This window comes from Rhizobium sp. AN80A, assembly GCF_030053015.1.
GTDB classification, from domain to species: domain Bacteria; phylum Pseudomonadota; class Alphaproteobacteria; order Rhizobiales; family Rhizobiaceae; genus Rhizobium; species Rhizobium metallidurans.
Genome location: NZ_JASJPX010000001.1, coordinates 291276 through 311498 on the forward strand (window position 1 = coordinate 291276; position 20223 = coordinate 311498).

At 61.8% G+C, this 20223-nt stretch carries 15 protein-coding genes and 3 pseudogenes; 5 read left to right on the plus strand and 13 right to left on the minus strand.

Annotated features, from left to right (window positions below; all coding sequences use genetic code 11):
* Positions 1-68: 68 nt before the first annotated feature.
* A pseudogene (locus P3R82_RS01375) lies at positions 69-1684 on the minus strand (ABC transporter substrate-binding protein).
* A gap of 287 nt (positions 1685-1971) precedes the next feature.
* Here P3R82_RS01375 and P3R82_RS01380 point away from each other — a divergent pair.
* Entirely contained in the window at positions 1972-2982 is a 1011-nt protein-coding gene (locus P3R82_RS01380; protein WP_283192711.1) for a LysR substrate-binding domain-containing protein, read from the plus strand.
* Positions 2983-3098: 116 nt separating this feature from the next.
* Here P3R82_RS01380 and P3R82_RS01385 read toward each other — a convergent pair whose 3' ends face one another.
* From P3R82_RS01385 to P3R82_RS01395, 3 genes are read right to left on the minus strand one after another with little or no spacing between them, the layout of a single operon-like run.
* Positions 3099-3440, minus strand: a complete 342-nt coding sequence (locus tag P3R82_RS01385; protein WP_283192712.1) for a DUF3088 domain-containing protein — start codon at positions 3438-3440, stop codon at positions 3099-3101.
* A gap of 9 nt (positions 3441-3449) precedes the next feature.
* Positions 3450-4808: an LLM class flavin-dependent oxidoreductase gene (locus tag P3R82_RS01390; RefSeq protein WP_283192713.1), complete on the minus strand. Its 1359-nt coding sequence runs from the start codon at positions 4806-4808 to the stop codon at positions 3450-3452.
* 11 nt (positions 4809-4819) lie between these two features.
* Positions 4820-4963, minus strand: coding sequence for a hypothetical protein (locus P3R82_RS01395; RefSeq protein ID WP_283192714.1), 144 nt, complete (start codon positions 4961-4963; stop codon positions 4820-4822).
* A gap of 352 nt (positions 4964-5315) precedes the next feature.
* Here P3R82_RS01395 and P3R82_RS01400 point away from each other — a divergent pair, with 352 nt between their 5' ends.
* The 3 genes and pseudogenes from P3R82_RS01400 to P3R82_RS01410 all read left to right on the plus strand — a co-directional run bounded on the left by P3R82_RS01400 (position 5316) and on the right by P3R82_RS01410 (position 9288).
* Positions 5316-6914: an ABC transporter substrate-binding protein gene (locus tag P3R82_RS01400; protein WP_283192715.1), complete on the plus strand. Its 1599-nt coding sequence runs from the start codon at positions 5316-5318 to the stop codon at positions 6912-6914.
* 17 nt (positions 6915-6931) lie between these two features.
* The gene (locus P3R82_RS01405; RefSeq protein WP_283192716.1) at positions 6932-8017 is read left to right on the plus strand and encodes a rhodanese-like domain-containing protein; all 1086 of its coding nucleotides are present in this window, start codon (positions 6932-6934) and stop codon (positions 8015-8017) included.
* A gap of 16 nt (positions 8018-8033) precedes the next feature.
* Positions 8034-9288, plus strand: a pseudogene (locus tag P3R82_RS01410) (monooxygenase).
* A gap of 3 nt (positions 9289-9291) precedes the next feature.
* On the opposite strand, the gene P3R82_RS01415 reads toward P3R82_RS01410, so the two are convergent.
* From P3R82_RS01415 to P3R82_RS01455, 9 genes are all read right to left on the minus strand, one after another.
* The gene (locus tag P3R82_RS01415; protein ID WP_283192717.1) at positions 9292-9795 is read right to left on the minus strand and encodes a hypothetical protein; all 504 of its coding nucleotides are present in this window, start codon (positions 9793-9795) and stop codon (positions 9292-9294) included.
* An 85-nt stretch (positions 9796-9880) separates the two neighbouring features.
* Complete coding sequence (locus tag P3R82_RS01420; RefSeq protein ID WP_283192718.1) at positions 9881-10648, minus strand: fumarylacetoacetate hydrolase family protein; 768 nt, start codon at positions 10646-10648, stop codon at positions 9881-9883.
* A gap of 85 nt (positions 10649-10733) precedes the next feature.
* The gene (locus tag P3R82_RS01425; protein ID WP_283192719.1) at positions 10734-12116 is read right to left on the minus strand and encodes an FGGY-family carbohydrate kinase; all 1383 of its coding nucleotides are present in this window, start codon (positions 12114-12116) and stop codon (positions 10734-10736) included.
* A complete protein-coding gene (gene rhaM / locus P3R82_RS01430; protein ID WP_112973071.1) occupies positions 12113-12433 on the minus strand; it encodes an L-rhamnose mutarotase in 321 nt (106 codons plus the stop codon). The genes P3R82_RS01425 and rhaM overlap by 4 nt, the downstream gene beginning before the upstream one ends.
* On the minus strand, positions 12430-13443 hold the full coding sequence (locus P3R82_RS01435; RefSeq protein ID WP_283192720.1) for an ABC transporter permease: 1014 nt from the start codon (positions 13441-13443) through the stop codon (positions 12430-12432). The genes rhaM and P3R82_RS01435 overlap by 4 nt, the downstream gene beginning before the upstream one ends.
* Positions 13440-14453 carry an ABC transporter permease gene (locus tag P3R82_RS01440; protein WP_283192721.1) on the minus strand — a complete coding sequence of 338 codons (1014 nt, stop codon included), beginning with the start codon at positions 14451-14453 and terminating at the stop codon, positions 13440-13442. The genes P3R82_RS01435 and P3R82_RS01440 overlap by 4 nt, the downstream gene beginning before the upstream one ends.
* Positions 14454-14462: 9 nt before the next feature.
* Complete coding sequence (locus P3R82_RS01445) at positions 14463-15998, minus strand: sugar ABC transporter ATP-binding protein (RefSeq protein WP_283192722.1); 1536 nt, start codon at positions 15996-15998, stop codon at positions 14463-14465.
* Between the two features lie 71 nt (positions 15999-16069).
* Positions 16070-17065, minus strand: coding sequence for a rhamnose ABC transporter substrate-binding protein (gene rhaS / locus P3R82_RS01450; protein ID WP_283192723.1), 996 nt, complete (start codon positions 17063-17065; stop codon positions 16070-16072).
* A gap of 50 nt (positions 17066-17115) precedes the next feature.
* Positions 17116-17925 carry a DeoR/GlpR family DNA-binding transcription regulator gene (locus tag P3R82_RS01455; RefSeq protein WP_112435443.1) on the minus strand — a complete coding sequence of 270 codons (810 nt, stop codon included), beginning with the start codon at positions 17923-17925 and terminating at the stop codon, positions 17116-17118.
* A 197-nt stretch (positions 17926-18122) separates the two neighbouring features.
* Here P3R82_RS01455 and P3R82_RS01460 point away from each other — a divergent pair.
* Positions 18123-20220, plus strand: a pseudogene (locus P3R82_RS01460) (bifunctional rhamnulose-1-phosphate aldolase/short-chain dehydrogenase).
* Positions 20221-20223: the final 3 nt, after the last annotated feature.

Below are 20223 nucleotides of genomic sequence, written 5' to 3' on the forward strand. Positions count from 1 at the left end.
TCCTTCTCTGAATGCAAAAAAGGGGCGCCTCATGGCACCCCTTTCTCGTTCAGGTCAGGCCGCTGCACTCAGCCTTCGCCATCCTTGATGTAGACATCCGCGAAGTTGGACTGCACACCCTCGGCCCCGATCGTGTGGTCCTTGACGCGCTTGTTGAAGACGGTGACGTTCTCAAGAGCAATAAGGTTCACCACCGGTACTTCATCGGCGATGATCTTCTGGAAGGCGAAGAACTGCTCCTTGCGCTTCGCATCGTCGATTTCGACGGACGCGGCTTCGAGCAGTCTGTCGACTACCGGGTTGTTATAATGGCTGGCGTTCGAAAACGGCAGGCCGACCTTGAAGTTCTTCGACCAGTAAATGCGTTGCACGCCAAGTGTCGGGTCGAACTGGTTGCCGAGATATTCCGCCGTCACGTCGAAGGCGCGGTCGGTGTAAACCTTCTTGATGTAGGTGGAGAAGTCGTAGGAATCGATCGTGGCGTTGATGCCAATGCGCGTCAGGTTCTGCCTCAGATATTCGGCGACCCGCTTGAAGCCTTCATTGTAGGAATTGTGGGTGAGACGCAGGTCGAAACGCACTCCGTTGGCACCGCGCTTGTATCCCGCTTCGTCGAGCAGCTTTTCGGCTGCATTGAGGTCGAAGGCGTAAGGTTTGATCGAAGGGTCGCGATAGCGTGGTAGCAAGGTGCTGATCGGGCTCGGCGAGATCTGGCCATAGCCGTACCACACGGTATTCAGGATGACGTTGAGGTCGATCGCGTGGGCGATGGCGCGGCGGACACGAACGTCTTTCAGGTACACGTTGTCGAGATTGAGGATCAGCTGCGTCTGGTCGCCCCTGGTCTCGTAACGCGGGATTCGACCGCGATGTTCGGCAACGCCTTCACGCGTTCGAGATCGCTCAACGGGATCGGATTGTCGCCGCCGATATCGAATTCGCCGGTCTCGAAACCGGCCGCGCGCGCCGCGCCGTCCGGCACGAAGCGCACGATGACCTGGTCGAGATAGGGTTTGCCGGCGTCCCAATAGTCGGGGTTACGCTCGAGGATGATGTGCGATCCGCGCACCCACTCCTTGAAGACAAAGGGTCCGGTGCCGATCGGCGCGCCGCCGTTGGGATTGGTCGGGACGTCGGCAATCTTCACCCCGTCATAGACGTGCTTGGGTACGATCGGCGACTCGGCCGCGTAGAGCGCGCTGAGGAGATAGGGGGCCGGCTTGGAAAGCCGGATCACGGCGGTTAGCGGGTCCGGCGTTTCGACCGTGGTGACATTTGCGAAGGTGCCACGGCCGCGCGGGTGGACCTGCTTCAGGAGTTCGATGGAGTAGGCGACGTCATCCGATGTAAATGGCTTGCCATCATGCCATTTGACGTTCGGCCGAAGCTTGAAGGTGTAGCTCAGCCCGTCGTCGCTGATCGACCATTCGGTGGCGAGTTGCGGCTTCGGCGTCAGGTCGAAATCGTAGGTGAGGAGGCCCTCGGTGATCTTGGGGCTGACCTTTTGCGTGCCGCCGGCGGTATGGGCGAGCGCCAGGATCGTCGGCGGCTCCGGCTCGACGATGAAGTTCAAGGTGCCGCCCTTTGCCGGCGTCGTGGTCTCGGCGAAAGCTCTGAGAGGCAGGAGCGAGATGAGCCCGGTTGTGGCGAGGAGCTTGTTGAGTTGGCGTCGGCTGATATCCATGATGATCCCCTGAATTGCGATGGACGCCTCTATCGGAAGCGTCGTCTTCGCCATCATCGGGCAGCGTTGCGTGAAACCGGAAGAATGTTTTTCTCCCTGTCCGGCAAAGGAAAACTTCGCGCTGGCAGGCGGGCATCGGTTTAATCTACTAAAAATATAGACAATTTATGAAAATGAGTTTTTGCATCTCAGATCGACCGTCACGGCGCAAGAAAATGTTCCTCCGTCCGGGCGGGAAGGAAAGGCGGTTCTCGTCTTCGTGTGCGAGTTTGTGGTGCAATCAACTCATGAGCACCTTCACCGACTCTCGCAGAAAAGCACTCCAGCCGACGCTTGCGCGGCTGCCGCCTTTGACTTCGTTGCGGGCCTTCGTCGCGACAGCGCGGCATCTGAATTTCATTCGCGCCGCCGAAGAGCTGCACGTGACCTCGGCAGCCGTGGGCCAACAGATTCGCCTGCTGGAGGATTATCTCGGCCAGCCGCTTTTCAACCGCGTGCGCGGCCAGCTGCATCTGACACCGGCCGGGCTCGCTCTGGTGCCCGGATTGACCGGCGCCTTCGACGCCGTTCTCGCCGCGATGGCGCAGTTCGTTCAGAACGATCATGACGAGCCGATCCGCATTTCGGTCGCCCCGTCCTTCGCAAGCAAATGGTTGATCCCCCGGCTCGATGCGCTACGTCGCGCTGCGCCCGGGCTGCAGGTGCTGGTCGATGCATCGACCCGGCTCGTCAACCTTGACGCCGGCGACGCCGATTGCGTCATCCGCTACGGAAGCGGGCCTTACCCCGGCCTTGTCGTCAATCATCTGTTCTCCGAAGCCGTCTTGCCCGTCTGCAGCCCGGAATTTGCCGATACCTACGGCTTGTGGGGCAATCCGAAGGCGATCGAAGATGTGCCGTTGCTGCATGAGGAGGGTGCCGAGCACGATCACTCCTGCCCTGATTGGAGTGGCTGGCTCCGCAGCGCCGGGCTGGCCCATCGTCTGTCGCAGGGCGGATTTCGCCTCAACCAATCGTCGCTTGTTCTCGATGCCGCGCTGGCCGGGCAAGGGCTGGGTCTCGGCAAGATCAGGCTGGCGGAAGCCGAAATCCGCTCGGGACGGCTGGTCAGTCCCTTCGGCGTGCCGCACCCGGTCAGTTCGTCCTATTTCTTCGCCAGTACGGCGCACACGGCGCGGCTTATGCGCGTCGATCTGTTTCGCGAGTGGTTGCTTGCCGAGGCGCGCGCACTGCGGACGATGGACGAAATCATCACGCGCCGAATCTCGCCGACCGCAGACATGATCGCGGCAGAGTGAAGCCGCCGCGTAGGCTCACTTCAACGCACACGGCTCGAGATCTGCACCGGGCAGGAACCATGCACAGACATGTGGGGTCCTTTGTTCGGCCGGATTGAGCTGTCGTCGCTCGTCCGTCAATCGTGCAGTCGCGGGAAGCCATGTCGTTCGGCCAGAAGATCGAGAATACGGCTGGTCCCGGAGACGAAGCTCTTGCCTTTCCAACTTTCTGCGTCGGTCGGTGGGTTGGAGCCGAGCAGCAGCACCGGCAGGGACTGGTTGTCCTCACCCACAGCGTCGATCACGCGTGCGCGCGGACGGGGGAAGGGAACGCGGTGAATGTCGAGCCGGCTCGCGAGCTCCGGGAAGCTTGCAAGCAGTCCTTCGATCGCGTTGCAATGGGGGCAGACGAATGTCTGGCCGGCGTGTTTCGGATCCGAGAATCCGGGGGCTATCAGGAAGAGCGTGTCGCGGCTCATGTGTTTCCCTCACTCGGCAGCGACAGCGCCGCTGCGGGCGGCGAGGCTGTTTCCGGGGCGCTTGAGACCAAGGTTCTCGCGCAGCGTTGTGCCTTCATATTCGTGACGGAAGAGGCCGCGCCGGCGCAGTTCCGGAACCACGAGCTCGATGAAGTCGGAAAGCCCGCCCGGCATGATCGGCGACATGATGTTGAAGCCATCGGCGCCGTAGTTCTCGAAACGCTCCTCGAGTTGATCGGCGATATCATCAGGCGTGCCGACGACTTGCCAGTGGCCGCGCGCGCCGGCAATACGCAGATAGAGCTGGCGGATCGTCAGGTTCTCGCGGCGGGCGAGATCCAGAACCAGCGCCTGGCGGCTCTTGCCGGCATTGGTCGCGGGCGGATCGTCCGGCACGGGACCATCGAGCGGGTAGTCACGAAGATCGACGCCCGACAGCTGTGAGATCAGGTTCAGGCCGACCTCCGGCTGGATGAGATCCTGCAGCGACTGGAACTTCTCCTCGGCCTCCGATCGCGTGCGGCCGACGACGGGGAAAATGCCGGGCAGGATCTTCAGATCGTCATGCGAGCGGCCGTATTTCGCAAGCCGTCCCTTTACGTCGGCGTAAAAGGCTGTCGCTTCATCGAGCGTGATCTGGGCGGCGAAGATCGCTTCGGCGGTGCGTGCGGCGAGTTCCTTGCCGGGCTCTGAGGCGCCCGCCTGGACGACAACCGGCCGGCCCTGCGGTGAACGCGGAATGTTGAGCGGCCCGCGCACCTTGAAATGCCGGCCGCTATGGTTGATCCGGTGCAGCTTGGCGTGATCGAAGTAGCGGCCGCTTTCGCGGTCGCGCAGAAAGGCATCGTCCTCCCAGCTGTCCCACAGACCGAGCACGACATTGGCGAATTCCTCCGCCCGCTCGTAGCGGTCGGAATGGAGAATCTGCGTCTCGTGCCCGAAGTTGAAGGCGGCGTCGGGGTCTGAGGAAGTCACCAGGTTCCACCCGGCCCGCCCGCCGCTCAGCCGGTCGAGCGAACCGAACTGCCTGGCCAGATTATAAGGATCGGAGTAGCTGGTGGAGGCGGTGGCGATCAGCCCGATGTTGCGGGTGACGGATGAAAGCGCGGACAGCAGAGTGATTGGCTCAAACGGATAGACGCCGCTGTGTGCCTTGCGGCTTGCCGCCTCGATATCCTTGATGCGTGCGGCAACACCGTCGGCGAAGAAGATCGCGTCGAACTTCGCTGCTTCCGCGAGCTTGGCGAGTTCCACATAGTTCTCGAACTCGGTGCCGACGGAGGCGGCGGGATGGCGCCATGCGGCGACGTGGTGCCCGGTAAAAAGCAGAAATGCGCCGAGCTTGATCTTGTCCTTGCGTTTCGCCATTGCGGTTCCTTTCAACGATAGATGGCCGGCACGGGCAGTTCGCGTGCCGGTAGCCATGAGCCGGCAGCGCGCTTCTCGTATTCGGCGGGATTTTGGGGCGTGTGGGTCCTGACGTGGCGCGGAAGCGTGTCGTCGGCAGCCTTTTCGAACGGCATCGTGCCTCCCGGGAATGACGCTAATGGGGTTGGTGCACCCCAATATCTCGCGCCAACGGTTGGCCGGCTGGCCGTTCAAGTCCAGAAATATCTGCTTGGTTTCTCGGAAAGAAATTCTTTCGCCGGGGCGATTGGACTTCGCGTTTCGTCTGTTTTCCAGTCAACGAAACGGCATCCTGTCAAAACACGGAAATTGAGCAGCTTTTCCTTCGCATCAGGCTGACTGTGAACGCTGTTTCCGATGCAACTTTTCTTTTCTTTCACGAGAAGAAACGATGACTTCGCCTTTTCGGGTTCAGCGCCGAAGCTCCCCCTCAGCGGACCACAATCCAACCAGAGAGGAGCACTTCGCGTGTCCATCAACCGTCGCAGTTTCAACCAGCTGATGTTGCTTGCAAGCGCCAGCACCTTGCTCCCGTCGATCTCTTTTGGCCAAGGCGCGGCGCCGGCGACCGGCGGCACCTTGAACTGGCTCTATCGGGTGGACCCGGGAAATGCGCTGTTTGCCATCAACACGTCGTCGGGCACTGGCCAGGCGATCGGCCCGAAGATAGTCGAAGGCCTGCTGACGTTCGATTTCGACGTCAGGCCGCAGCCGCTTCTGGCAACGGAGTGGTCGGTTTCCGATGACAATCTTCGCTACACATTTAAGCTTCGCAAGGGCGTGAAGTGGCATGACGGCAAGGATTTCACCTCCGAGGATGTCGCCTTCTCGATCTTCCGGCTGAAGGAAGCGCATCCGCGCGGCCGCATCACCTATCAGAACGTGGTGGCGGTCGAGACGCCCGACCCGCTCACCGCGGTCATCGTGTTGTCGAAGCCGGCTCCCTTCCTGCTTGCGGCGCAGTCGAGCTCGGAATCGCCGATCGTGCCGAAGCACATCTTCGAGAAACTGGCCCCCGGTGACGGACAGACGCTGCAGACGGCGATCGGCACCGGGCCCTTCAAGCTGACGCAATGGGTGCCCGGCAGCCATCTGATCTTCGAGCGCAATCCCGACTATTGGGACGCGGGCAAGCCCTATATCGACCGCATTATCCTGCGCGTCGTCACCGATCCGGCCGCCCGGTCCGCGGCACTCGAGACGGGCGAAGCCGACATCGGCGACAACCCGGTGCCGCTTGCCGATCTCGACAGGCTGAAGCAGGTTCCGAACCTCATCGTCGATACCACGACCTATGCCTATTCGGGACCGCAGCAGCAGTTGTTCTTCAACTACGACAATCCGCTGTTCGCCAAGCGTGAGGTCAGACTTGCCATCGCTCAGGCCATAAACCTGCAGGAGATCGTCGATGTCGCGCTCTATGGCTATGCGCAGGTATCGCCGAGCCCGGTCAGCACGGCCTTGCCGCAGTGGTACGACAAGAGCGTCGTGGCTCATCCCTATGACACGGCCGCTGCCGAAAAGCTTCTGGACGACGCGGGCTATCCGCGCAAGGCCGACGGCAAGCGTTTCGATCTGAGGCTCACCTACAATTCCTATCTGCCTCAAGGCTATGCCGATGTGCTGAAGAGCCAGCTGGAAAAGATCGGTGTCGGCATCGAGATCAAGAAATACGACCTGCCGACCTTCCTGAAGACGGTCTATACCGACCGTGCCTTCGATCTGGTGGTGGAATCGCTTTCTAATACCTTCGATCCATCGCTCGGCATCCAGCGCGCCTATTGGAGCAAGAACTTCAAGATCGGCCTGCCGTTCTCGAATGCCAGCCGCTATTCGAACGCCGAGGCGGACGCGCTGCTCGAGGCTGCCGCGATCGAGCCGGATGAAAAGAAGCGCTGGCAGATCTGGAGCAAGTTCCAGCGTCTCATCCACGACGAGGTGGCCTCCGTCGATCTCGTCGCCGCCGGCGCCCAGATCGTCGCCAACAGGCGTGTGAAAAACTACGTGACGGGATCGCAGGGGATCAACTGGAGCTTCGGCGACCTCTGGCTCGATCCAAACGCTTGAAATCGGGGAGCAGGACGATGACGGAGTATTCGATAGGCAAGAGCACCCTGATCGATTGGTTGGGTGACGGGTTGGAACTGGCGGTGCTTGATATCCGGTCAACCGAAGAGGTCGGTTACGCCTCACCGCTGTTTGCGACAAACCTGCCGGCGGAACGCTTGGACGTGGAACTCGACCGTTTCGTGCCGCGTCGCGTGGTCCGGACCGTTCTGGTCGACGGCGGCGACGGCCCAGCCGCCGCGGCTGTCGACCGACTGCGGCAAGCCGGCTGGTCCGATGTCCATTTTCTGCGGGGCGGCATTCCAGCCTGGGTGGAAGGAGGCGAGGAGCTACCGACCTTCGATCTTCCCGGCGTTCCCTTCGTCACCAAGGTTCGGGACGAGAAAGGTACGCCGGTGGTCTCGGCGGTCGAATTGAACGCGTGGCGTGATCAGGGCCAGGATGTGATCGTGCTCGATACGCGCACGCTCGCCGAATATGAGAAGGCGCATGTGCCGGGTGCCGTCGGTGTGCCTGGGGCTGAGCTGCTGCTGCGCTTCAAGGATATTGTCCCCAGTGCGGACACGAAGGTCGTCGTTTCCTGTGCCGGCCTGCCACGCGCCATCCTTGGCGCCCAGACGCTGATCGACGCCGGTGTGGCGAATGCCGTCTCCTATCTGGACGACGGGACGCGTGGCTGGACCGATGCGGGTTTTGAACTGGAGAGCGGACGCACGGCGTCTTACGGCGAGCCGTCCGAAGAGGCGCGCGCTTTTGCAAGCGAGCGCGGTGAAAGCCTTTCGGCGAAGGACGCGTTGACCTTCATCGATCCGCGGACTGCGGAGAGATGGAATGCCGATCCGGCGCGCACGACCTACCTGCTCGATGTTCGTACGCCGGAGGAAATCGCGCGGGCCAACGTCCCGGGATCGATCTCCTCGGAGGGCGGGCAATTGCTCGGCGTGTCCTACCGGACGATCGCTGTCCGTGGCGCCCGCGTCGTCCTGATCGACGATCCCCTTGGTTCGCGCGCCCGCATCGTCGCCCATTGGCTCGCCCGGCGGGGCTTCGAGATCGCGATCTTGCTTTGCGATTTCGAGGCGCGGGAGCGCGCGGCGGCCTAAGGACAGGAAGAACAAGATGACTGATATCAATGAGGTGTGGGGCGCTCCGCCCAGCGAGGGCTTCGATCGTCTCGCACAATCCTTCCGGCCGGTCTTCGCCCGTATCGGAGAACGCGCCGTGGAGCGGGACCTTGCGCACGAGTTGCCTTTCGACGCTTACAGCTGGCTGCGGGTATCCGGCTTTCCGCGACTGCGGCTGCCCGTCGCACATGGAGGCCTGGGTGCAGCCTTGCCGGAACTTTTCGGCCTCATCATCGAACTCGCCGCGGCCGATCCGAACCTCACAAACGCCTTCCGCAGCCACTTCGGCTTCACCGAGGACCTGCTGAACGCGCCCGACAGCGCCTGGCGTGATACCTGGCTGAAAAGGCTTGGGCGGGGCGAAACTGTCGGCAGCGGCTTCTCCGAGCTCGGCGACACACCGCTCGGCAGCTATTCGACGCGGCTGGTCCGCAATGGCGCCAGCTGGAGGCTCGACGGCGAGAAGTTCTACACCACCGGCTCGCTTTATGCGGACTGGATAACACTTGGCGCGATCGACGGGGACGGGCAGCCGATCGGGGCGCTGGTGCCGACGTCGGCGCCAGGTGTCGAGATCATCGACGATTGGGACGGTTTCGGGCAATCGCTGACCGCCAGCGGCACGGCCCGCTTTCGCGATGTCGAGATCGCCGACGAGTTGATCAAGCCGAGCGCGGTACGTTTCAGCTATTCCGGTGGATTCTTCCAACTGGTCCATCTCGCTTCGCTAGCGGGCATCGGCCGCGCAGCGGCGAACGATCTGGCGCGACATGTGGCGGCGCGCAAAAGGGTTTACAGCCGCGGCAACGCGTCCCGATCGGCTGAGGACGCCCAGGTTCAGGAAGTGGTGGGCAGGGTGAGGGGCGCGGCTTATAGCGCCGGCGCGATCGTTCTCCAGGCGGCAAAGGCGCTGCAGCGCGCCTATGAGGCCAACCGGAGCGGCGATCATGACCGGATCACTTTGGCGGGTCGCAATGCAGAGCTGGAGGTCAGCCAGTCCGTCACCACCGTCACCTCGCTGATTCTCGATGCCAGCACCGTGCTGTTCGACGCCTTGGGGGCATCCGCCGGCCAAGCGCGGGCATGGTCTCGACCGCCATTGGCGCAATGCCCGCACCATCGCGTCACACAATCCACGCATCTATCACGATCGGATCGTCGGTGATTTCGCTGTCAACGGCACGATCCCCGGTCCGCAGGCGGGCGTGGGTGTCGCCAAACAAGAAAAGCGTGAACCGACCGGCGCATGAGCATCAGTTTCGTCGCAGATTGATCTCGCTGGTCACGACCTGCCTGCCGGATGCGGGATCTTTGTCGACCGTCCTGATACGCAGCTCATTCGCGCCGGAACGCCGGATCGTCATTGTCGCGGCGCGGTCACCGTTGACCACCCTGGACCAGGTGACGGCGAGTTCGATCGCATCTCCACGTCTCGCGCCTTTGAGCGCCGAAACCCTGCCTGATGGACCGATGTAGCGGCCGGCGTAATTGCCGCCGGTCGCGGTCAGCTGCGCCGAAACGTCGCGCGAAACAACGAGCAGGCCCGTACACTTTCCGTTCATCGACAGGGCTTCGCCGTTGGCCTTCGACTGGAAACTGCAGCTTAGATCGATTGGCGACGAAGCCGTCGTTCGCTTCATCATGCCGGCACCGGTCCAACTGCCCGCAAGTGACTTCAGGAAAGGCGCCTCGCTCGCGGAGGCACCTCCGGCCGCGCAGACAACGAGCACGCACAAGGCGAGACGATAGCTCCCCATCACATCCTCCCGACGTTCAATCCGGGAGAATGCGTGAGGCGCGTCAATGTTCCGCGATGACGACGGGAAACGAAATCGAGCTCGATCAGACGATCGAAAGGCTGAGACGCGCTTCGTTCCCGAGGACGATGTCGATAGGACCGCGCGACGTCAGTTCGATCGCTCCGCACAGCGTGCCGGTGGTGATCAGTGCACCCTTCTTCAGCGAGGTGTGCGGGCGCAGCCTGTCATTGGCGTAGGCCAGCAGCCATACCAGCACGTCGTCCTTCGGATGACGCGCCAGGGCATCATAGATCACCTGTCCGCCATGGGTCACCTTGAGCGTGGTGTCGCCGATGGTATCGACAACGCTTTTCGGAAGCGCCGGGCCGAGAACATAGCCCTTGTTGCCGATGCGTTCGGCCAGATAGAGCAGGAAGGAAACCTGCCCGCTCTCCTGGATGCTGCTGGCCAGGAGCTCGGCACCGAGATGGCATTCGGCGATCGCATCTATGATCTCCTCGCGCGTATACTCACCGTTCTGACGAACCGGAATATCCTGTCCCAGACGCACCGCGACTTCTGCCTCGAATTTCATGCCCGGACGCCATGAAATCGATGCGCCGGACACGGCTTCCAAATAAGGGTGCAAGGGCGCGAGCACAGCCTCGCCAGCCGGCGACATGGCCACCTTCCACGCATGGGTGGATATGCGCTCTTCGGCTGCCAGAAAATTCTGCGCATCCATTGCTTCGCGCAATGTCGCGGGCAATACGAAATCCGCCGTCTGCGCTCTTTCCCCCGATTTTTCAAGGCCACTCAAACGCGCGGCCAGCGCCCGCGGATCGAAACCCTCGCCGGATGAAACTGTCATGTCGTGCTTTCCTCACCTGGTATCAAATGCGCCGCAACTCTATCGGCATTCATAGATGGAGCAAAGAGCCGATCCGGAAAGAGTGCTATGCAAGCGCGACGTACCAGCGCCGCCGGTACTCGGCCAGGTGAAGGATTTCGCGTGGCGGAAAATGCTTCTCCTTGCCCGCGATCGGCGCAATTCCCGCCAGCAGCGCGGCGCCCGCGCTCGTACCTGTCGAGCCGGGAACGGCGATCACATCCCGACCGGTCAGCGCCGCAACCAGATCGAGATAGGTCTCGTTCAACGAGAACGGCCCCTCGACGACGACAGGCCCGCCGGCGCCGATCAAGGCCAGGCACGCTTCGGTCATCAGCGCCAGATAGAGGCAGGCAGAGGCGTGGCGTTCAGCCGCGCTCGCCGCGTCCGCGTTGACCCAGCGCCGCTCCTTGCCCGGGAATGGGCCCGACCCGGGCGCCACGTTGGGCAACAGCATCATGCCCTTCTCGATGACCCCGGGCATGGCCGCAACCGCGTCATCGATCGGCACGGGGCCGATTTCGGCGGACAGAATCTCGAATTCGCGCCCGCCCATGAACCGCGACGATGGGACAGCACGTCCGTAGGCATCGACATTGGCGAGCGTATCGCGCTTCGGATCGAGATGGTCGAGATCGCCGCCGACACCGAAGTTGACAACCCACGTTCCGGTGGAGACGACGGCGAACGGAGCTTGGCGGCTGACCAGATGCGGCAGCAGCGACGCATTGGAATCGTGGATGCCGCAATAAACTGGAACGGATGTCGAAAGCCCGATCTCCTCGGCGATCTCAGGCAGAACCGGGCCAAGCGCATCGAAAGCCGGCCGGATCGGCGCCATCAGCGGCCTTATATCAAGCGTGTCGACCAGACTGGAATAGCTCGAGGCACGCGGGTTCCACAGATCCGTATGGCATCCGAGCGACGTCACCTCGTTGGCCGCGACACCCGTCAGGCGGGCCGCCCAGTATTGCGCATAGGTAACGATGGTGGCGACACCGGCGAACGTCTCCGGAAAAGCCGTCTGCTGATAATGCAACTGGGCTCCGATGTTCAAACCCATGGACTGGCGCGGCGAGTAGGTTTCGTTGAATGACGGGCGCAGCGCCGTGTAGGCGTCGATGATCTCTTGGGGATATTCGTGCTCGTAATCGAGCACCGGCATGGCGAGCGCTCCATCCGCATCGAGCAGAGCGGCGCTCGCGCCATGCGTGGTGATCGAAATCGCATCGAAACCGGGCGACAGCGCAAATCTCTTCAGTGCGTCGAGCGCGAAGGCCCAAAGCGCGTCCACATCGTAATGCGGATAGGGGCGCGATTTGATCACCACGTTCGGGGTCTTGACGACCGCCACCTCTGCGCCGGTGGCGCTGTCGAGCACGACAACCTTGGCATTCGTCTTGCCGATATCGAGAACCGCAATGCGGGCGTAGCTCTTGCTTGACGTCATGGCATATGGAAGACGGTGACGAGGTCGGTCTGAACAGGCGAATTATCAGGATTGGTGGCCATGATATCGCGCATATGCGCCCACCAGCGCTTCATCACGGGGTGCTCCGGCAGGCTCGACAGCGTATTGTCGCTTGTCCGCGTCAGCACACCGAACAACGTGTTGGTCTCGCGGTCGAGATGGATCGAATAGTCGCTGGCGCCGGACTGGTGCAGCAGTTCTACCAGTTCCGGCCAGATTTCGTCATGGCGCTTGATGTATTCGGCTTCCATGCCGGGATTGAGCGTCATCTTGAAGGCGTGTTTTTCCAGCGTCATTTCGAGCTCATGGCTTTGATGCGGCGCGCGATGATCGGGATCGCGATGGTGATGATCAGCAGCAGGCCGATGAAGATCGACATGACGATGCCGGGAACGTTGAGCAGGCCGAGACCGAAGGTGACAAGGCCCATGACGAAGGCCGCGATGACCACGCCGCCGATCTTGCCGGAGCCGCCGAGGATCGAGACGCCGCCGAGAACGACCATGGTGACGACTTCGAGTTCCCAGCCTTGCGCGATCGACGGGCGCGTCGAGCCAAGCCGCGAGGTCAGGCACACGGCCGCGATGCCGCTCATCACGCCCGTCAGCATGAAGAGGATGAACTTCACCCGCTCGACTGGGATGCCCGAGAAGCGCGCGGCGAAATCATTGTTGCCGATCGTGTAGATCTGGCGGCCGAAGTTGGTGGCGTGCAGCAGGATGGCGAAGAGGATCGCCAGCACGATGAACAGCACGAACTCGAAGGAGAAGACCCAGACGACGTATCCCTGCCCGAAGAAGGCGAAATCCTCCGGATAATTGCCGTATGCCTGATCGCCCAGCACGATGTACGAAATGCCGCGAAACAGGCTCATCGTGCCGATGGTGACGACAATCGACGGAAGCTTCATCACAGAGACGAGGAAGCCGTTGAACATGCCGCAAAGCAGGCCGACCCCAACGCCGATGGCAACGAGACCAGGCGCGCCGACACCGGCTTGCGCCGCGGCGCCCATGGCGGTGGAGGCCAGCGCGATGATGGCGGCGACCGACAGGTCGATTTCGCCCGAGATGACGAGCAGCGCCATGGCAAACGCGATCATCGCCTTTTCGGTGAAATTGAACGTCGCGTCCGAGAGGTTCCAGGCATCGAGAAAGTAGGGTGACGCCAGCGAATTGAAGATGAAGATCAGGACGGCCACGCCGAAGAGCAGCACTTCCCAGCTGGACATGATCCGCTTGAATGGCGTGCCGAGGCGATTTGGGATAACTCGCTTTTCGGTGGGCGAGGAAACGACGGTGCTCATGCTGACACCTCTGCCTGGGTCCCGGTTTGAGTTTCCGCGGCGGCCTTGTCGCGCAGGATGATGCGGCCGCGGTTGCGCTCGCGCCTTGCGTTGAAGACGACGGCGAGAATGATGACGGTGCCCGAGATCGCCATCTGCGTGAAGGGCGAAATGCCGATGACGGGAAGCGCGTTCTTGATCACGCCGAGGAAAAGCGCGCCGAGCACGGTGCCAAGCACCGATCCGACGCCGCCGGCAATCGAGATGCCGCCGATGACGCAGGCCGCGACGCTGTCGAGCTCGAAGCCGTTGGCGATATCGACATAGGCGACCGCATAGCGCGAAACCCAGAGATAGCTGGCAAGACCTGCAAGCGCGCCCGACAGCACGAAGGCAAGGAACTTGGTCCAACCGACATCGACACCGGCATAGACGGCCGCGGTCGGATTGCCGCCGGCGGCATAGGTGGAACGGCCGAACTGTGTATACTTCAGCACGATATAGATCAGAAGGACGATGATGATCGCCGCCCAGCTCAGCACCGGCATGCCAAGCACGACGGTTCGGGGAACATTGAGGAAGGTCGGTGTCATCTGGTGCGCGTTGACCCACTCGCCGCCCGAGAGGACGAAGGCCATGCCGCGATAGATGGTGAGCGTACCAAGCGTCACGACGATCGGCGGGATCTCGAGCGCCCACACCAGGAAGCCATTGATGGCGCCAAGCGAGGCGCCGATCAGGATCGCGGTGAGGATGAGCACGATCAGCGGCAGATCCGGGTAGGCGGCGTTGAGCATCGCGATCGCCATACCGGTGAAAGCCAGATTGGCGGCAACCGATAGATCGATCGACTTCGTCAGGATGACGGTCATCTGCGCCAGCGCCAGGATGATCAGGATCGACGTGTCGTTGAAGATGCCGGCGAGATTTCCAGGCGTCGCAAAGCCGTCGGCACGGGTCGAAAAGGCGGCGATCATCACGGCGATGATGATGAAGAGCAGCGTTTCGCGTTTTCTCAAGAGTCTGGACATGAGCTATCCTCAAGCATTGCCGGTGGCGGCGCGCACCAGCGTTTCCGGCGTCAGGTCCTTGCGATCGAAGAGGCCGGCCGACAGGCCTTCCTTCATGACAAGAACCCGGTCGGACATTCCGATGATCTCCGGCAGTTCCGATGAGATCATGATGATGGAGAGGCCCTCGGCGGCGAGCTCGCTGATGAAGCCATGGACCGCCGCCTTCGAGCCGATATCGATGCCCTTGGTCGGCTCGTCGAGAATGATGACCTTGGGCATGGTCGCCAGCCACTTGCCGATCACGACCTTCTGCTGGTTGCCGCCCGACAGCGTTCCGACTGGAACCGAAAGCGCCGCTGCGCGCAGGTCGAGGCGCTCGGCGTACTTGCGGGCAAGCGCGAATTCGTTGGCCGCCTTGAGGAAGCCCTTGCGCGAGGTGCGCCCCAGCGAGGGCAGCGTCATGTTCTGGTAGATCGGCATGGGGAGCGCCAGGCCATGGCGGCCGCGCTCTTCCGGCACGTAGACGATGCCGGCCCGGATGGCGTCGAGCGGCGAATGGATGTTGATTTCCCGGCCGTCAAGCGTGAGCTTGCCCGATAGCGGCTTGGTGATGCCGAACAGGGACTGACAGAGCTCGGAGCGACCGGCGCCGATCAGGCCGTAGATGCCGAGGATCTCGCCTTTGCGCAGCGTCAGCGAAATATCGCGGAATTCGGTCTGGTGGCAGTATTTGTCGACCTGCAGCACCGGTCCGCCGATCGCGACATCGATCTTCGGGAACGCGTTCTCGACGTCTCGGCCGACCATCATGCGCACGATCTCGTCCTGCGGTGTGGCCTTGAGGTTGCCGTGGCCGACGGCGCGCCCGTCGCGGAAGACCGCGAAGTTATCGGCGATCTCGTAGAGTTCGTCGAACTTGTGGCTGATGAAGAGGATCGCCTTGCCCTGAGCCTTCAGGCCTTCGACGATGCGGAAGAGATCGTCGATCTCCTTGCGTGACAGGGCGGCTGTCGGCTCGTCCATGATGACGATGCGGGCCTCGATCGACAGCGCGCGCGAGATCGCCACGAGGTGGCGCTGCGCGATCGAGAGGTCCTTCAGGCGGATCGTCGGGTCGATATTGCTTTCGAGCGATGTGAGCAGCGCCTTGGCGCGGCTGTTCGTCAGCTTCCAGTCGATGGTGCGAAAGCGTGTGCGTGGCGCATGGCCGAGGAAGATGTTTTCGGCAACCGTCAGCTCGTCGAAGAGCACGGTTTCCTGATGGATCGCTGTGACACCAGCATCGATCGCGGCCTGCGCGTTGGCGAACGTCGTCGGCTTGCCGTCGACGAGGATTTCGCCCTCGTTCGGACGGTAGATGCCGGTCAGGATCTTGACGAGGGTCGACTTGCCGGCGCCGTTTTCGCCGATCAACGCGGTGACCTTGCCGGGATAGAGCGCGATGCTGACGTTATCGAGCGCCTTCACGCCGGGAAAGATCTGCGAAATGCCGCGCATCTCGAGAATTGCGGGTACGTCGTTTGTCGCGACGCTTGCAACAGGGTGTTGAAGGGCGTTGTTCATCAGCGCTTACCAGTGTTCATTGGGAAAGGCCCGGCGGCTGTGCCGCCGGGTTTGGTCCGTCCACGAAAGGCTTAGAAAACCTTCGAGAACTGGTCGATGTTCGACGCGTTGTAGACGAAGGGATCCGCCATGGCGGCTTCGCCGTTTTCATCGACCTTGATCTTGCCCATGCGGCCGGCTTCGATTTCCGTGCCCGGCTTGCCGGTCGCTTCATCCTTGACGAGGCGATAGGCGATCTGCGTGGCGGAGTAACCGAGGTCGATCGGGTTCCAGATCGCGAACTCCTTCGTGGCGCCGGATTTGATCGCGCCGGCCATTTCCGACGGCAGGCCGAGACCCGTCACGTAGACCTTGCCGACGAGACCCTTGTCTTCGACAACCTTGGAAGCGGCCAGAACGCCGACCGTCGTCGGAGCGACGATGACCTTGACGTTCGGGTTCGACTTCAGCAGGCCTTCAGCTTCGCGATAGGACTTGTCGGAGAGGTCGTCGCCGTAGACGGTGGTGACGAGGTTCAGGCCGGGGAAGTCCTTGAGCTGCTTCTTCATCTGGTCGATCCAGATATTCTGGTTCGTCGAGGTGGTGGTCGCCGACAGGATCGCGAAGTCGCCCTTGCCGCCTTCCAGGTGGTCCTTGACGAGCGTCAGGCACATCTTGCCGATCAGTTCGTTCGACGATGGGTTCAGCTGCAGGATACGGCCGTCCTTGTTGACGCCGGAATCCCAGGAGATCACCTTGATGCCGCGCTGCTTGGCCTTCTTCAGGGCCGGTACGACAGCGTCGGGATCGTTGGCGGAGATCGCGATGGCGTCGACGCCCTGCGCGATCAGCGAGTTGATGACTTCGATCTGGCCTTCGGCCGTCGTCGAGGTCGGGCCGGTGTAGATCACTTCCACGCCGCCGAGTTCCTTGGCTGCTTCCTGGGCACCCTTGTTGGCGGCTTCAAAGAAGCCGTTGCCGAGCGACTTGACCACGAGGCCAATCTTGATGTCCTTGGCGCTGGCTGCGCCGGCCATCAATGCGACTGCAAAGGCGACGCCCACCGCCAGTGTCTTTGCGAATTTCATGCTCTCTTCCTCCCACGTTGATTGACTTGACTACATCCTGCCGGCACCGCTCAGGCGACCGACGAGGAATCCTCCCTTGCCTGCGAGACCATGCTCGCAACGACGAGCTTGACGCCCGCATCCTCGATCATCCGCACCGCCTCGTCGGAAACGCCCTCGTCCGTGATCACCGTCGTGACGCGATCGAGCGGGCACAGAATGAGGCTCGAGCGGCGATGAAACTTGCTGGAATCGACCATGACGATCAGTTCGTCGGCTTGATGCATCAGCTTCTGCTCGCTCTGGATGATCTGCGCATCCGCCTCCATGATGCCGAGCGGGCCGACGCCCTGAGCGCCGATGAAAAAGCGCCGCGCATAGAAATTGCGGATCGCATCATTGTCGAAGGGCGACAGGATCAGGCTCTGCTCGCGATAGATCACGCCGCCGGGAACCGTCACCGTGTTCTTCGAGTGCTTGACCAGATGCTCGGCGATCGCGAACGAATTGGTCATCACCTGCATGCGATGCGCCGCCATGAAATGCACCATCTGGAAGGTGGTCGTTCCACCGTTGATGATGATGGCGTCGCCAGGATCGCAGAGATCGACGGCCGCGCGCGCAATTGCGCGCTTCTTATCGGAGTTGACTGATTCCGAAACCCGGAAAGGCCTGCCGGCGAGATTGCCGAGCTGCGGCGGATGCACCGCTTCCGCTCCGCCGCGCACGCGCCGGATCTTTCCCTGCACATGAAGGGCCGCAATATCGCGCCGGATCGTCGCCTCGGAAGCCTCGGTCAGCTCGGAAATATCCTGAACTGTCACGACCGACTTTTCCTGTACGGCGCTCAATATGATGCGATGGCGTTCGCGTTCGTGCATGGGTTCCTCCTGCATCGTTTATTCCGCAGTTGTGATAATGTGTCAATCACAAACGATCATATTTTTTCATACTGCGCTGCAACATAATCGTTTTTGATCGTTTTCGATTGACAATGCCGCTTTTGATGAGCGATACCGTCACCGCAAAGGGCGTATGACTCATTTCGCGCCCTGACGAATTTACATGGGAGGATGACATGGCGGCAACCGTCCGGCTTCTGGATAACCGTTGGGATGACTCGTACGCTGCAGGGCTGGATGAGCCTGGAAAGCTGCTTTATCGCTCTAACCTGCTGGGCGCCGACAAGCGCATCACCAACTATGGCGGCGGCAATACGTCGGCCAAGGTCATGGAAACCGACCCCTTGACCGGCGAGAAGGTCAAGGTTCTCTGGGTCAAGGGTTCGGGCGGCGACGTCGGCACCATCAAGCTCGACGGCTTCGCCACCCTCTACCAGGACAAGCTGGACTCGCTGAAAGGCATCTACAAGGGCGTCGAGGACGAAGACCGCATGGTCGGCTTCCTTCCGCATTGCACCTATAATCTCAACGGCCGTGCCGCTTCGATCGATACGCCGCTGCATGGTTTCGTGCCCTTCACGCATGTCGATCACATGCATCCCGATGCGATCATCGCGATCGCCGCCGCGAAGAACTCGAAGGAATTGACCAAGCAGATCTTCGGTGACGAAATCGGTTGGCTGCCGTGGCGTCGCCCGGGCTTCCAGCTCGGCCTCGACCTCGAAGCCTTCGTCAAGGCAAACCCGAATTCCAAGGGCGTCGTGCTCGAAAGCCATGGTCTCTTCACCTGGGCCAACGATGCGAAGGCTTGCTACGAGCTGACGCTGGAGATCATCAACAAGGCGATCGTCTGGTTCGCCGAAAAGACCGAAGGCAAGACGATCTTTGGCGGCGCCGCAACCCAGAGCCTCGCCGCTGAACAGCGTCGGGCCATCGCCGCGCGCCTGATGCCCGAAATCCGCGGCCGCATCGGCAAGTCGGAGCGCAAGCTCGGCCATTTCGACGATCAGGACGCCGTTCTCGAATTCGTCAACTCGAAGAACTTGGCACCGCTCGGCGCGCTCGGCACCAGCTGCCCCGACCACTTCCTGCGCACCAAGATCTCGCCCGCTGATCGTCGATTTCGATCCGGCGAAGCCGGATGTGGATGCGATCGTCGCCGGTCTCGACAAGGCGCTCGAAGACTACCGCGCCGATTACGCGCGCTACTACAACGAATGCAAGCATGACAATTCGCCCGCCATGCGCGATGCGAACCCGGTCATCTTCCTCGTTCCCGGCGTCGGCATGCTGTCCTTTGCCCGCGACAAGGCAACGGCGCGTATCGCCAGCGAGTTCTACGTCAACGCCATCAACGTCATGCGCGGTGCATCGACCGTTTCGGAATATCAGGGCCTGCCGGAGCAGGAAGCTTTCGACATCGAATACTGGCTGCTCGAGGAAGCCAAGCTTCAGCGCATGCCGAAGCCGAAGAGCCTGGCCGGCAAGGTTGCCTTCGTCACCGGCGGCGCCGGCGGCATCGGCCGCGCGACGGCCGCGCGCCTGATCGGCGAGGGTGCCTGCGTGGTGCTGGCCGATATCGACCAGGAAGCGCTCGACAGCACGAAGACCGATTTCGCCAAGCAGTTCGGCGCCGATGCCGTTCGTGGCGTCAAGCTGGATGTCACCAAGGAAGACGGCGTGATCTCGTCCTTCGCGGAAGCCTGCGTCGAATTCGGCGGCGTCGACATCCTCGTCTCGAATGCTGGTATCGCGTCGTCCGCGCCGATCGAGAGCACCGAGCTTTCGATGTGGAACAAGAACATAGACATTCTAGCGACCGGCTATTTCCTCGTCTCACGCGAAGCCTTCCGCCTGTTCCGCAAGCAGAACCTCGGCGGCAACGTCGTGTTCGTCGCCTCCAAGAACGGACTGGCATCGTCTCCGAACGCCGCGGCCTATTGCACGGCAAAGGCTGCCGAGATCCATCTCGCGCGTTGCCTGGCGCTTGAAGGCGCGGAAGCCGGCATTCGCGTCAATACCGTCAACCCGGATGCGGTCCTGCGCGGATCGAAGATCTGGAACGGCGAGTGGCGCGAACAGCGTGCGGCTTCGTCGAAGATCGAGATCAACGAGCTGGAGGAGCACTACCGCAAGCGCTCCATGCTGAAGCTCAACGTCTTCCCGGAGGATATCGCCGAAGCGATCTACTTCCTGGCGTCCGATCTCTCGGCCAAGTCCACCGGCAACATCATCAACGTCGATGCCGGCAACGCGCATAGCTTCCCGCGCTGACCG

Bases quoted from the DNA above. Each gene is read 5' to 3' on its own strand.
- P3R82_RS01380 (WP_283192711.1), top strand. From the start codon at position 1,972: ATGAGCACCTTCACCGACTCTCGCAGAAAAGCACTCCAGCCGACGCTT.
- P3R82_RS01385 (WP_283192712.1), bottom strand. From the start codon at position 3,440: ATGAGCCGCGACACGCTCTTCCTGATAGCCCCCGGATTCTCGGATCCG.
- P3R82_RS01390 (WP_283192713.1), bottom strand. From the start codon at position 4,808: ATGGCGAAACGCAAGGACAAGATCAAGCTCGGCGCATTTCTGCTTTTT.
- P3R82_RS01395 (WP_283192714.1), bottom strand. From the start codon at position 4,963: ATGCCGTTCGAAAAGGCTGCCGACGACACGCTTCCGCGCCACGTCAGG.
- P3R82_RS01405 (WP_283192716.1), top strand. From the start codon at position 6,932: ATGACGGAGTATTCGATAGGCAAGAGCACCCTGATCGATTGGTTGGGT.
- P3R82_RS01415 (WP_283192717.1), bottom strand. From the start codon at position 9,795: ATGGGGAGCTATCGTCTCGCCTTGTGCGTGCTCGTTGTCTGCGCGGCC.
- P3R82_RS01420 (WP_283192718.1), bottom strand. From the start codon at position 10,648: ATGACAGTTTCATCCGGCGAGGGTTTCGATCCGCGGGCGCTGGCCGCG.
- P3R82_RS01425 (WP_283192719.1), bottom strand. From the start codon at position 12,116: ATGACGTCAAGCAAGAGCTACGCCCGCATTGCGGTTCTCGATATCGGC.
- rhaM (WP_112973071.1), bottom strand. From the start codon at position 12,433: ATGACGCTGGAAAAACACGCCTTCAAGATGACGCTCAATCCCGGCATG.
- P3R82_RS01435 (WP_283192720.1), bottom strand. From the start codon at position 13,443: ATGAGCACCGTCGTTTCCTCGCCCACCGAAAAGCGAGTTATCCCAAAT.
- P3R82_RS01440 (WP_283192721.1), bottom strand. From the start codon at position 14,453: ATGTCCAGACTCTTGAGAAAACGCGAAACGCTGCTCTTCATCATCATC.
- P3R82_RS01445 (WP_283192722.1), bottom strand. From the start codon at position 15,998: ATGAACAACGCCCTTCAACACCCTGTTGCAAGCGTCGCGACAAACGAC.
- rhaS (WP_283192723.1), bottom strand. From the start codon at position 17,065: ATGAAATTCGCAAAGACACTGGCGGTGGGCGTCGCCTTTGCAGTCGCA.
- P3R82_RS01455 (WP_112435443.1), bottom strand. From the start codon at position 17,925: ATGCACGAACGCGAACGCCATCGCATCATATTGAGCGCCGTACAGGAA.